Source organism: Microbispora sp. H10949, assembly GCF_014161435.1.
In the GTDB taxonomy this organism is placed as follows: domain Bacteria; phylum Actinomycetota; class Actinomycetes; order Streptosporangiales; family Streptosporangiaceae; genus Microbispora; species Microbispora triticiradicis.
In genome coordinates this window covers 238,948-251,582 of record NZ_JABBWZ010000007.1, presented here as the reverse complement: position 1 = coordinate 251,582, position 12,635 = coordinate 238,948, and the positions used below count along the sequence as shown (strand labels likewise).

Annotated in this window: 12 protein-coding genes and 1 tRNA gene; 7 read left to right on the top strand and 6 right to left on the bottom strand. The window is 69.7% G+C overall.

Annotated elements, in window-relative coordinates; translation table 11 throughout:
- The first annotated feature begins 260 nt into the window (after positions 1 to 260).
- The gene (locus tag HHX40_RS20470; protein WP_182881882.1) at positions 261 to 887 is read left to right on the top strand and encodes a DUF6461 domain-containing protein; all 627 of its coding nucleotides are present in this window, start codon (positions 261 to 263) and stop codon (positions 885 to 887) included.
- A gap of 200 nt (positions 888 to 1,087) precedes the next feature.
- Positions 1,088 to 1,276: a hypothetical protein gene (locus HHX40_RS20465; RefSeq protein ID WP_182881881.1), complete on the top strand. Its 189-nt coding sequence runs from the start codon at positions 1,088 to 1,090 to the stop codon at positions 1,274 to 1,276.
- Between the two features lie 937 nt (positions 1,277 to 2,213).
- On the opposite strand, the gene HHX40_RS35820 is transcribed toward HHX40_RS20465, so the two are convergent.
- The gene (locus HHX40_RS35820; protein WP_220499356.1) at positions 2,214 to 2,582 is read right to left on the bottom strand and encodes a hypothetical protein; all 369 of its coding nucleotides are present in this window, start codon (positions 2,580 to 2,582) and stop codon (positions 2,214 to 2,216) included.
- A 992-nt stretch (positions 2,583 to 3,574) separates the two neighbouring features.
- Positions 3,575 to 3,898, bottom strand: coding sequence for a rhodanese-like domain-containing protein (locus HHX40_RS20460; RefSeq protein WP_117409868.1), 324 nt, complete (start codon positions 3,896 to 3,898; stop codon positions 3,575 to 3,577).
- A gap of 144 nt (positions 3,899 to 4,042) precedes the next feature.
- Here HHX40_RS20460 and HHX40_RS20455 point away from each other — a divergent pair, with 144 nt between their 5' ends.
- Positions 4,043 to 4,876, top strand: coding sequence for an alpha/beta fold hydrolase (locus HHX40_RS20455; protein ID WP_182881880.1), 834 nt, complete (start codon positions 4,043 to 4,045; stop codon positions 4,874 to 4,876).
- Positions 4,877 to 4,925: 49 nt separating this feature from the next.
- On the opposite strand, the gene HHX40_RS20450 is transcribed toward HHX40_RS20455, so the two are convergent.
- Positions 4,926 to 5,804, bottom strand: a complete 879-nt coding sequence (locus HHX40_RS20450; RefSeq protein WP_182881879.1) for an Fpg/Nei family DNA glycosylase — start codon at positions 5,802 to 5,804, stop codon at positions 4,926 to 4,928.
- Between the two features lie 22 nt (positions 5,805 to 5,826).
- Entirely contained in the window at positions 5,827 to 6,432 is a 606-nt protein-coding gene (locus HHX40_RS20445; RefSeq protein ID WP_182881878.1) for a TenA family protein, read from the bottom strand.
- A gap of 43 nt (positions 6,433 to 6,475) precedes the next feature.
- Here HHX40_RS20445 and HHX40_RS20440 point away from each other — a divergent pair, with 43 nt between their 5' ends.
- Entirely contained in the window at positions 6,476 to 7,132 is a 657-nt protein-coding gene (locus HHX40_RS20440) for a GOLPH3/VPS74 family protein (RefSeq protein WP_182873092.1), read from the top strand.
- A gap of 70 nt (positions 7,133 to 7,202) precedes the next feature.
- On the opposite strand, the gene HHX40_RS37775 is transcribed toward HHX40_RS20440, so the two are convergent.
- A complete protein-coding gene (locus HHX40_RS37775; protein WP_310738205.1) occupies positions 7,203 to 8,486 on the bottom strand; it encodes an LCP family protein in 1,284 nt (427 codons plus the stop codon).
- A 257-nt stretch (positions 8,487 to 8,743) separates the two neighbouring features.
- Here HHX40_RS37775 and HHX40_RS20430 point away from each other — a divergent pair, with 257 nt between their 5' ends.
- Positions 8,744 to 10,189 (top strand): hemolysin family protein, encoded by a 1,446-nt coding sequence (locus HHX40_RS20430; protein ID WP_182881877.1) that lies wholly within the window; start codon positions 8,744 to 8,746, stop codon positions 10,187 to 10,189.
- On the top strand, positions 10,186 to 11,190 hold the full coding sequence (locus HHX40_RS20425; protein ID WP_182881876.1) for a hemolysin family protein: 1,005 nt from the start codon (positions 10,186 to 10,188) through the stop codon (positions 11,188 to 11,190). The genes HHX40_RS20430 and HHX40_RS20425 overlap by 4 nt, the downstream gene beginning before the upstream one ends.
- Before the next feature lie 452 nt (positions 11,191 to 11,642).
- Here HHX40_RS20425 and HHX40_RS20420 read toward each other — a convergent pair.
- Positions 11,643 to 11,725 (bottom strand) — tRNA-Leu (locus HHX40_RS20420).
- Between the two features lie 158 nt (positions 11,726 to 11,883).
- Here HHX40_RS20420 and HHX40_RS20415 point away from each other — a divergent pair.
- A complete protein-coding gene (locus tag HHX40_RS20415) occupies positions 11,884 to 12,624 on the top strand; it encodes an FhaA domain-containing protein (RefSeq protein ID WP_117409875.1) in 741 nt (246 codons plus the stop codon).
- The last annotated feature ends 11 nt before the right edge of the window (positions 12,625 to 12,635 follow it).

The following is a 12,635-nucleotide window of genomic DNA, read 5'->3' as shown; positions in this document are numbered from 1 at the left end:
CTGGGGTGGATTGACGGCCCGGAGGATTACCACGAGCAGATACGAGTAATCGCGGATATATGCCACAACTTGCCCGGAAGTCTTCGCTCGCGCAGCAAGCGGCAACGGGAGCGAAGGGCTGGTGAGAGCCTGAGACTCCTTCTGCAGGGAGCAGACGACGCACATACTCAATGGGTCCGCACCCGTCTTGACGAGCTCGGATATGACTACCACTCGTTGCTCGGGAAGCCTGATCGAGAGGTCAGGGAAGAGCCAAAGGTATGAAGCTTATGCCACCCGCCACCTCTGACGATTACGCCTGGCAGAGCGATTGGGAGGAGATATACACGGTCACGTTCGTCTGCGGCCACGATGAGCGGGAGACGCTGCGCAGGTTCGGGGTCGCCCAGGCGGACATGCGGCCGTACAACTGGGAGGACATCTGGGAGCGTGTCGAGGAGACCGACGGAGAATCCGACCTGGTCGTCGTGACCCACCTGAACGGGTGGACGATCGCCTTTGAGGCTTGCGGTTGGGAAGGCAACCGGCCGGAGACGTTGCGTGAGCTGTCCCGGGGAGGCGAGGCGGTTTCTGTCATGCGGCATGACTACGCCGCATCCCACCACTTCGCGCATGCGGTCGACGGTGAACTGCGCACAGCCTTCCGGCTGGAGTCGCCCCAGGAACGCTGGGGAGCCCAGCCCGACGCCCTGAACGCAGAAATGCGCGAGCTCGGACTCACGCCTTCAGGACCGCAGGAGAAGTCCCGGTACCGGCACGAGATCGTGGCGCTCGCGCTCGCGCTGGCCAGCCGCCTCTCCGGGGTCCTGTTCCACCGGGACATGGTCGAGAGTGACGCTCTGCTCGGCGGGATTATCACCGCTCCCGTACCCGATGACCCGCAGTAAGCTCCCCGCCGATCCGCCCTGCGTGTCCAACTGCGTGGCAACGCCCACGGACACCAGCGGACGCTAGCGGACGACGATGGACTCTCCTCACAGGTGGAGAGCCAAAGAGGCCAGTTCTAACGACTGTCGCTGTTGCCTGATAACGAAGCGACCCTACGTTCAGGCGTGTGCCGTCCTCCTATAGGGCCTACTCTCTGCGCGTGAGCAGGAGGCGATACGTCGCCAGAGGCGTGCCCGGCGGCTACCGGATCTGGGACAACAAGGCCCGTCGCTGGTGGGGTGACCTCTACGAGCTATGCCCCGACGACCTTCTGAACGAGTTGAACGGCGAGAAGAACAGCGAGAAGATCACCGCGCTGCTGCAGCAGTACCGGATCCAGAAGCGGTAGCGAACTGCTGTGTGCAGCAGCGAAGTACAGCAACACCACCTCACACAGGCACCCACGGCCGGGCCGCAACCACCTAGCGAGCAGGGCGGGAAGCCCTCTACCTCGTGGCTGGCTCCCGTTTGCAAGCAGGCGGTCATGCCGATGCGCCAGCAGCGCGGGCAGGTACCGGGAGGCTTCAGGGCACAGTCAGGGCGCATGAACGCGAAAAGCAATGCGAAACGATGGGAACCGGCGAGCGCTGAAAGGGCAGCTCGACGCGCGTGGAGCAGCCGTCGCAGGTCAGTCGGCAGGACGGATCAGATCTCGATGATCTAAGGTAGCCGTCCGAGGTCGAGCCCGCCCATGGAATTAGTAGCGTCGATCCAGGGGTTCGACCAAGCTGCGGAGCTCGCGCGCCCGCCGGCAGGACATCGCCAACATTACCGCTTCCAGGTACTCACGGGCCTGCCACGGGTCTCCGCAGCAGGCCCATTCGGTGCAACCGCCGCTCTCGTAGTTCCAGAGGCGTCGATTCGGTTCGTGGACGAAGATCCGCCAACGCGTAAAGGCAGCCCCGACCGAGCCCGGCCATGGGTGCGTCTTCCGGCGCTCGATACGCCGCACTTCGGCGAGGGCTGCCGAGGACAGGCCAGGGATAATCGTGGCGTCGTCCTGCATCCGGGGCTGGCGCGGAAGCCCCGCGCGGACGCGGCCAGGCCGTCTACGCGGCATCGACCTTTCTGCTGATCGTAATGTCAGGCATCTTCCCACCAGCCGGTGGGCTTTGCCATGGGCGGGGGCACTTTGGGGGCACATGGTGCTGAAATCACTGGCAAGCAATGACAACGAACGGAAGCTTGATTGCAGGCCAGCCGCAGGCTAGGGCGATTCCGTGCAGGTAGGGGCCACGCCAAATTAGAACCTGGCCTACAGACCGACTGCTTCAACTGACGACAGGTTAGGAGCCGGGGCCGGCAGACCGCGCCTTATGTTCCTGACTGATGCCCAGACATGCGACCACGCGCAGAGTGTCAGCAGATAGGAAGATCTGGAAGTGGTATGCGGGGGTCACGCTCTTGACGTAGCCGACCAGAACAACTTCAAGACCGCAGGCATCGAGGCGAACGACAGCATCGGCAAAGCCGATAGACGAGACGCCACGCCGACGACTCAGGCGTTCGCGACGCCGGTAGATACCGACGAGGTCACGGGTGGAGACGGGTGTTGGCCAGACCTCATAATCTCCTCCGGAGACCAGTGCGCGACGACATGCGGCGCCAGCTTCCCCAGCATCACTCAGCAGATCGGCAAGAGCACTCCGGTCCACAGGAGCAGCATTGCACGGCTGACGGTCAGGGGCGCTGCGCCAGTAGGCGACGAGCGCCCGTAGCGGCCCGTAAGCAGGGCAGGTCTCGGAAGACTCCAGGGCACGACAGCCAGGGCACATGCACCCGAAAACCAGCGCGGAACGATGAGAAGCGATGAACGCCTACAGCCCAGCTCAGCGCGTGAGGTGGGAAGTCGCCGCAGGTCGGCCGCCAGGACGGATCAGATCTACGACGTGTGATCCCGTGGTGTGCGAGAGGATGAGCCTGTGCCCTCCGACTCCAGCTCTGCTTCGGCGAAGGCGCGAGACCGAGAAGCTGTCGAGCGTATCCTTGGTCGCCCTCTGAGTCAGACATGGCCTGTCGGCGCGTTGCCGCCTGGAAGCCGAATCACGGTCCTAGGCGACCCCGCCAGGGGCTGGCCATGACAGGAGGAGTTCCTGGGAACGATCGACGACATGGGCGCGCCCGAGCCGATTCAGCATCCGCACGCACACCCCGAAGAACTGGAGTACTGGGTTACGTTCGATGAGGCTCAGAAAGACAGCGATGGGTGTGGGCCTTATCGCAAAGCCCGGATTTGGGGCCGCCATCTGAGGCTTGAGCGACCCGCCGATTGTCTCTAGCGGGCCGGGGCGCTTTGGGGAAAAGCGTTGGCAGGCAATGGCAACGAACGGAAGTGTTCTCGCAGGTCGTATGTGGTGCGGGGCGATTCACCGCAGGTCGGGAGCGTGTGAATTTTGAACCCGACCTATAGGCTGACTACGCAGATCGACATGGCGAACCGAGCGCGATGAGGCTGCCGGCCAACACTCGCTCGTTCAACGTCCAACCAAGCGACTTACGAAGCCGGCAGCTACTAGCCGTTGGAAGGCCCCATCGACGCCATCCGGGTACGGCTGCTCGACGGCGAAGCCCTTCTTGGCGTACTCGGTGATCCGCTGGGTGCCGCCGACCAGCATGTTGATTACGCGGGGCCTACATCCCCGTTTTCCTACGCGACGTAGGGGTTCCCTCCGGTTTCGCTCACCATCGGACGTCCGGCGGCGGCCCAGGACATCATCCCGCCGTCCACGTTGACGGCCTCCCGGCCGATGTGGTTGAGCCACATGGCGGCGTGCGCCGACCGTCCGCCGACCCGGCAGACGACGTACACCGGCCGGTCCGGCGGCACCTCGTCCACCCGCGCCTGCAACTCGCCGAGCGGGATGTGCACGGCCTCCGGGGCGTGTCCCGCCCGCCACTCCTCGTCCTCGCGGACGTCCAGCAGGTACGCGCCCTCGGGCAGGGCGTCGGGGGCGATTTCCGGCAATGTCATGCGCCCATTCTGGCGGCACACCACGCATGCCCGGGCCCGCGCCGGGAGCTGTGACCCACGGTGGTCCACCCAAGGCCCGCACGAGGACCACAAGACTCCCCAAACTTCCCTATACATCCCTTTATGGCGTATGTTTGAGGAGTGATGGTCTACAAATCCGAAGCCGGCCGACACGAGATCCTCGACCACTACCGGCGGGTGCTGGACGCCTGGCCGGTTCCGGCCGAGCACGTACGGGTGCCGACTCGCGAGGGCGAGACGTTCGTCCTCGTCTCCGGCCCCCGCGACGCGCCGCCTCTCGTGCTGCTGCACGGCTCGGGCGCCAACGCGTCCATGTGGCGGGGCGACGTCTCCACCTGGTCCCGCCACTTCCGCACGTACGCCGTGGACCTCGTCGGCGAACCGGGCCTGAGCGCGCCCTCGCGCCCTGCCCTGGACTCCGACGCCGTGGCGCTCTGGCTCGACGACGTGCTGGACGGGCTCGGGATCGCCGGCGCCGCGTTCGTCGCCACCTCCCTCGGCGGCTGGATGGCCCTGGACTACGCCGTCCGCCGCCCGGAACGGGTGACCCGCCTGGCCCTGATCTGCCCCGGCGGCGTGGGACGGCAGAAGGTCGGCTGGATCCTCAAGGCCCTGCTGACCCGCCCGTTCGGGGGTGGCGGGGTGCGTGAGTCGGCGATGGCCGTCGCGGGCCTGGACGGGGAGCGGGACCGGCAGGCACTCGACGCCGTCGTCCTGACGTTCACGCACTTCAACCCGCGCAGGGAGAGGCTTCCGGTGTTCTCCGACGACGCGTTGCGCGGCCTCGCCATGCCGGTCCTCGTCATCGCGGGAGACCGCGACGCGATGATCGACTCCCGCCAGACGGCGCGACGGGTCCGTAAGTCCGTCCCGCACGCGACCGTCCGCCTGCTCCCCCAGGTCGGTCACGCCGTCTTCGGCCAGGCCGAGCCGATCGCCGAGTTCCTCCGGGCCTGACACCGGCCCTGGTGGAGCGGCTCCACCGGGGCCGGCCCTCCTCGCGGGCCTACTTCAGCAGGCGCGACAGCCGCCGGTCGGCCAGCGGCTTGCCGCCCGTCTGGCAGGTCGGGCAGTACTGCAGCGACGAGTCGGCGAACGCCACCTCCCTGATCGTGTCGCCGCACACCTCGCAGGGCTCGCCCGTGCGGCCGTGCACGCGCAGGCCCGACTTCTTCTCCGACTTGAGATCCTTGGCCGCCAGGCCGCGGGCCCGCTCGACCGCGTCCCGCAGCGTGCTCACGATCGCGTCGTGCAGGTCGGCGATCTGGCCGTCGGTCAGCGTCCCGGCGACCTTGAACGGGGACATCCGCGCGACGTGCAGCACCTCGTCGGAGTACGCGTTGCCGATGCCCGCGATCACCTTCTGGTCGCGCAGCAACCCCTTGATCTGGGCCCGGCTCCCACCGACGATCGTCTTGAGCAGGTCGGGCGTGAACTCCTCGGCGAGCGGGTCGGGCCCGAGCCCGGCCACCCCGGGGACGTCGCGGGGGTCCCGCACCACGTAGACGGCGAGGCGCTTCTGCGTGCCCGCCTCGGTCAGCTCGAACCCGGGGGCGCGGCCGTCCTCGCCGGGCGACAGCCGTACCCGGACCGCGAGCGGGCCCTTCCCCGGCCGCACCGGTCTCGCGCCCGTGAGGTCGTCGCGCCAGCGCAGCCAGCCGCCGCGGGCGAGGTGGGTGACGAGGTGCAGGCCGTCACAGCCGAGGTCCAGGAACTTGCCGTGCCTGGCCACGGCGGTGATCGGCAGTCCGCCGAGCGAGGTGACGGGCGGGTCGACGGTCTTGAGCGCCTGGAAGGCGGTCACGTCGACCCCGGTGATCGCGTGGCCGACGGCGTGCTCGCGGAGGAACCCGGCGAGCGCCTCGACCTCGGGCAGCTCCGGCATGTCCCCACACTAATCGCAGCCGTCAGGGCACGTCCCAGAACGCGAGCTCGTGCTCCATGCCGCGTACGAACAGTTCCCGGGCGCGCGCCGGGTCCGGGGCCGCCTCGTCGATCATCTCGCCGATCCGGGCGGCGAGCGCGGCGAAGCCGGGGTCGGCGTAGGTGTCCACCCACGCCCGGTAACGCGGCTCGGCGGGCGGGTCCTCGGCGAGGAGCCGCCCGAGCGTCGAGTAGCCCCACATGCAGGGGTAGAGCGCCGCCAGCCCCTCGCCGTAGCCGGCCGCCGCCTCCAGCAGGAACGACGTGTACGCCGCGCAGGCCGGGCCCTTCACCGCGCCGTCCAGGTCGGCGCCGAAGCCCGCGGCCAGCGACCGGTGCAGGTCGAGTTCCTCGTGCCATGTCGCGTGGGCCAGGTCGACCAGGTCGCCGAGGTGGCCGTCCGGCGCCTGCCAGGCCAGCCGGGAGAACACCCTGACGTAGTCGAACAGGAACAGGTAGTCCTGTTCCAGCCACGACCGGAAGACCGGCTCGGGCAGGTCTCCCGCCGCGATGCCGCGTACGGTCGGGTGGGCGAGCTGGGCGTCGAGCATCGGCCGTCCGATGGCGTGCAGGTCCGCTGATATCCCCATAAGTACTCATTTTCGCGGTAAGGGAAGAGTTAGGCTCGATGCCGTGACTCTGACGATCGCCGAGGAAGTGCTGCTGCTGGCTTACCGGGAGGACACCGGGAAGCCGGTCATCGGGTCCGTGGAGCTCGACGCCGCCCTGGCGGGAGCCGTGGTCGCCGAACTCGCCGTGACCGGGCGCGTCGATTTCGACGACAAGAAGCTGGTGGTCACGGACAACGCGTCGCTGGGGGACGAGGAGCTGGACCAGGCGCTGGCCCGGATCTCCGGTGAGTCCCGGCGGCACAAGGCGGACTGGTGGGTGGGCAAGCTCCGCATGGGCGGGCTGCGCAAGCGGCTGCTGACCCGGCTCGCCGTACGCGGCGTGCTGAGCGAGCAGAAAGGCAAGATCCTCGGGATCTTCCCCACCACCCGTTATCCGGAGCTCGATCCGAGCCATGAGCAGGCGGTGCGGGACCGCGTCCGGAACGTGCTGGCCGGGGCCCGGCCCGACGAGCGGACCGCGGCGCTGATCGCGGTCGTCCACGCGGCGAAGCTCGACCGCGAGGCGTTCCCGGACGCGCCGAAGGGCCGCGTCAAGGAGATCGCCCAGGGCGAGTGGGCCGGCGAGGCCGTACGCAGGACGATCGCGTCCGTGCACGCGGCCGTCCTGGCGGCCACGACCGCGGCGACCACCGCCGCGACCACCGCGTCCATCAACTGACGCCGCGCTCGGGCCTCCGCCGGAACCGGCGCCGGGGAACGGCGCCGGGGACGGCGCGGCGGCCGCGGCGTCACTTCGTGATGACGTCCTTCGGGACCTGCTTGTCGGCGGCGAGCGCCTCGAACAGGCGCAGCGCCTTCTGCGTGTCCCACTTCACGACGGCCTGACCGCCGATGGTCGGCAGCGAGCCGATCGGGACGGCCGTCGTGACGGGTCCGCCGCGCATGGCGAGGCCCACCGACAGCAGGTCGAACAGGCCGGTGCCGGGGTCGACGGCGACCGAGTCGGCCGCGTTCAGCGCCAGCGGCACCGAGGTGAAGGGGTTGAGCAGCGTGCCGGGGCTCGCCGCCTTCTGGACCACCGCGGAGAAGAACTCCCGCTGCCGCTGGGTGCGGTCGAAGTCGGGGATGGCGCCGGTCTTCCTGGTGCGCACGTAGCCGAGCGCGGTGCCGCCGTCCATGTCCTGGCAGCCCTTCTTGAGGTTGATCCCGGCCTTGTGGTCGTTGATGTCCTGCTTCACGCAGATGTTGACCCCGCCGATCGCGTCGACGATGCCCACGAACCCGCCGAAGCCGATCTCCATGTAGTGGTCGATCCGAATGCCGGTCACCCGCTCGACCGTCCTGGTCAGCAGCTTCGGCCCGCCGAAGGCGTAGGCCGCGTTCAGCTTGCCGCTGCCGTGCCCCTCGATGGGGACGTACGAGTCGCGGGGAAGGCTCACCAGCGTCGGCCGGCCGTCCTCCGGGATGTGGAGCAGCATCATCGTGTCGGTGCGCTTGCCGACCGCCTTGCCGGTGGCCAGCTTCCTGCGCTGCGCGGCCGTGAGGCCCGCCCGGCTGTCGGAGCCGACCAGCAGCCAGTCCTCGCCCGGCGTCTCGGCGGACCGCCCGTCGTAGTCGGTCATCGCCTCGACCGAGTGGAGCCTGGCACTGATCAGGAAATACCCGGCGACGGCGGCGACCAGCAGGAGCACCAGCAGCACCACGACGATCCGGACGACGGCCCTGCCGGTCACCCGGGGGCCACGCCTGCCGCCGGACCCACCGCCACGCCCGCCACCGGACCCGCCACCGAATCCGCCCCCGGACCCGCCGCCGTCCCTGTGCGGTGCGTCCTCCGGGCCTCTGGGCGTCCGCCCGCTCCCCCCGATCGGGCGGACCGGCGCGCTGCCCGAGCGCGGCTTGCCGTACACCTTGGAACGGGCGCGGGGGACCGTGTCGTCCCTGCCGGACCCCCTCCCGGACGCTCCGCCCGGCCCCTCGGCCCGGTTCCCGGACCCGGGCGCCCCGAGCGGGGCAGCCTGGGGCTCCGCCGGGCGGCGGATCGCCCGGGTCGCCTCGTTCTCGTCGGCCACGTGAAATCCCCAGCCCCTCAGCGTCCTGACCACCGCTTTGACCTCACCGGCGGAACTCTTTGCCGATGGGCCCCCTCCTTCACGGTACTCAGGCGGCTTCTAAGCAGCCAGTAAACGCCGCCGGGAAACACAGGAGAGATTCCAGCCGTTACGGTGGTATACGAACCACGCGAAAGGATCGACGTGTCCGTTCCGGACCCCTGGAGTACCGGCCCGTGCCTCGGCACGGGCTCTCATGATCATACGGCGGCCGCCCGATGAGCGCCGCCCTCGGTCTTCTTGCCGTTCTCGTCCTGACCCTCGCCACCGGATTCTTCGTCGCGCAGGAGTTCGCCTTCGTCGCCGCCGACCGCGGCGCGCTGCGCGAACAGGCGGCGGCCGGCGACGACGCCGCCCGCCGTGCCCTCGACGTCACCGGACGGCTGTCGTTCATGCTCTCCGGCGCGCAGCTGGGGATCACCGTCACCACCCTGCTGGTGGGCTTCATCGCCCAGCCCGCGACGTCGGGCGTGCTGCGCGGCCCCCTGGAGGCCGCCGGGCTGCCCGGCGCGGCCGTGCCCGGCGTCGCCGTGGCGCTCGGCGTCGTGATCGCCACCGTCGTCCAGATGATCATCGGCGAGCTCGCCCCCAAGAACCTCGGCATCGCCCGGCCTGAGGAGGTCGCCAAGGCCCTCGGCCGGCCGACCGAGATCTATCTCGCGGTCGCCGGGCCCGTCATCCGCCTGTTCGACACGGCGGCGACCAGACTGGTCCGCCTGTTCGGCATCGAGCCGGTGGAGGAGCTCGAACACGGCGCGACCCCCGAGGAGCTCTCGCGCATCGTGTCGGAGTCCGCCGCCTCCGGGGAGCTGCCGCCCCGGCTGGCCGAGACGCTGGAGCGGGCGCTGGAGTTCGGTGACCGCACCGCCGAGGACGTGATGGTCCCCCGCCCGCGCGTGGTCTCGCTGCGCGCCGAGTGGCCGGTGTCCGACCTTCTCGACGCCCTGCGCACCCAGGGTCACTCCCGCTACCCCGTCCTCGGCACCGACGCCGACGACGTCGTCGGTGTGACCGGGCTGACCGAGTATCTGAAGGCCGGATCCCCGGCCGACGGGCTCGTCGGCGGCATCACCCGCGCGCCGGTCCTCGTCCCCGCGACGCTGCCGCTGCCCGAGCTGCTGCGCCGGATCACCTCCGCCGGCGAGACGTTCGCCTGCGTGATCGACGAGTACGGCGGGCTCGCCGGCGTGGTCACGATGGAGGACCTCGCCGAGGAGCTGGTCGGCGAACTGGTGGACGAGAACGACCCCGAACCCCTCGGCGTCGTGCGGCGCGGCGACCACGTCTGGGACGTGCCGGGCACGCTCCGCCTCGACGAGGTCGAACGCGCCACCCATGTCCGGCTGCCCGAGAGCGAGGACTACGAGACCGTCGCCGGGCTCGTCCTCGCCGCCCTCGGCCGCATGGCGGAGCCGGGCGACGAGGTCGTCTCCCGCCTCGTGCCCGAACCGCACCTCTTCGAGGACGAGGAGGAGGACACGCGGCACGCCGTGCTCACGGTCCAGAGCGTGCGCCGCCGGGTTCCCGAGTGGATCCGGCTGTCGACGGAGGCGGGGGAGCGGCGGGAGGCCGAGGACGCCCGCGTGGCGGCCCGTGAGCCCTCCGGCGGCGCCTACTACGCCCCCGAGCTGTTCTCGGCGTTGTTCCAGGGCAGGCCGGCATGAGTTCGCTGACCGGAGTCCTGCTCGGCATCGTCCTGCTCGCCGCCAACGGCGTCTTCGTGGCGGCCGAGTTCGCCCTGGTGTCCGCCCGCAGGCACCGGTTGGAGGAGATCGCCGCCGGCGGCGGCCGGCTGGCCAAGATCACGGCTCGGGCGGCGGTGCGCGGCGGGCGCGAGCTGTCGCTCATGCTCGCCGGGGCGCAGCTCGGCATCACCCTGAGCTCGCTGGGCCTCGGCATGGTCGCGGAGCCCTCCATCGAGCACCTGCTGGAGCCGGTGCTCGCGCTGCTGCCGGAGTCGCTGCGCACGCCGGTCGCGTACGTCGTGGCGCTCGCCCTGGTGACGTTCCTGCACATGGTCGTGGGCGAGATGGCGCCCAAATCGCTGGCGCTCACCCACCCCGAGCGCGCCGCGATGGGGCTGGCGCTGCCGTTCCGCGGCTTCGCCTGGATCGTCCGCCCGGTCCTGGCCACGCTGAACGCGGTGACCAACGGCATCCTGCGGCTGCTCGGCGTGCACGCGCGCGACGAGCTCGCCACCACCCGGACGCCCGGGCAGCTCGCCATGCTGGTCGCCGAGTCGGGCCGGATGGGCATGCTCGACCGCGACGAGCACGACCTGCTCACCCGCGCGCTGCGGGTCCACTCCCAGCCGGTGGAGCGCCTCATGGTGCCCGTGAGCGAGGCGCCGTCGGTGCCCGCCGGGGCCGACGCCCAGCTCGTACGGCGGACGGCGGTGCGGGTCGGGAGCCTGCGCATGCTGGTGGTCACCCCCGACGACGTGGTCGGGGTGTGCCACGTCCGCGACGCCGTCGTGCGGCCCGATCACCGGGCCGGTGAGCTGGCGACCCCGGTCCCCCGCATGGCGAAGGGCACCACGATCTCCGACGCCGTGACCCTGCTGCAGGAAGCCCACGCTCAGCTCGGGCTGGTCACCGACGCGGGCGGCGCCCCCGTCGGTGTGATCGATCTCACTACCCTGCTGGGCGAGCTGCTGGTGGCCTGACCCGCCGGACTCGCAAGCGCGCGGAAAGTGGTTTGAAAGCCGGTCTCCGGAGAATGTGCAGTGCGCGATCGAGGGGCCCCGGCCATCGGGGCCCCCGGCGCGTCACGACCTGTGGACCGGGGCCCGACGCCGTACGGGCCGGAAGGAGATGCCCGACGTGTGTTCACTCCCGACCACGTGGGGCCAGGGCTCGTGTGGCGCAAAGAGAAAGCCTCGCCGGGAGGAAGCTCTGCTTCCGACCACGCGACGCGGCTTGTCCGGCCGGGGGTTCCAGGGGGTCGCCCCCCTGGGCGGCGCAAAGAGAAAGCCCCGCCGGGAGGAAGCTTTGCTTCCGACCACGCGACGCGGCTTGTCCGGCCGGGGGTTCCAGGGGGTCGCCCCCCTGGGTGGCACAAAGAGAAAGCCCCGCCGGGAGGAAGCTTTGCTTCCGACCGTGCGAGGCTGCTTTCTCGTGGGCAAGGGGGGAGTTGAACCCCCACGTCCTTTCGGACACACGGACCTGAACCGTGCGCGTCTGCCATTCCGCCACTTGCCCTTGCGGTTGGCCCCCATCTCTGGGTGCCTGGAAAGGTTAGCACGTATCCGCCCGTGCTACCGAACCCGGATACGATCCTCATCAACGACGATGCGATGGAGCTCAGCGAAGCACCGGAGCGGTCGCGACCATAGACGCGAGTGGAAGGGAGGTATCCGGTGGGAGTCCTTCAGCGCTTCGAGCGCAGGCTCGAAGGGATGGTTGAAGGGGCCTTCGCGCGGGCGTTCAAGTCCGACCTCCAGCCGGTCGAGGTTGCCAGCGCCGTGCAGAGGGAGATGGACGAGCGCGCCGCGATCGTCGCTCAGGGTCGCACGCTCGTGCCGAACGACTTCGTGGTGGAGCTGTCGACGACCGACAGCGAGCGCCTGGAGGTGTACGCCGACAGCATCAGCCACGAGCTCGCCACGCTCGCCCGGGAGTACGCCAAGGAGCAGGGGTACTCGTTCGTCGGGCCGGTGCGGGTGCGCTTCGAGACCGCCGACGACCTCGCGGTCGGGCTGTTCCGCATCCGGTCGGGCGTGATCCGTGGCGCCACGGTCGAGCAGGACGAGATCCGGCAGCCTCCGAGCGACCTGCCCGCCAGCCGGCCCAGCGCGTTCCAGGGCCGCCCCCGGCTGCTCGTCTCGACCCAGGACGACCCCCAGGGGCAGCGTTCGTACGAGCTGACCACACCGGTGACGTTGCTGGGACGCGGAACCGATTGTGATCTACGACTGGTGGATCCCGGCGTATCGCGGCATCATGCCGAGCTACGGGTAGAGGGGCCACAGGTCGTGCTCGTGGACCTGGGGTCGACCAACGGCACCTTCGTCAACGGCCAGCCGGTCCGCAGAGTCGAGATGCAGGATGGGACGAGGGTGACCCTCGGCCGCACGACACTGGTGTTCCGGCGCGATTAGAGGTAACAAAC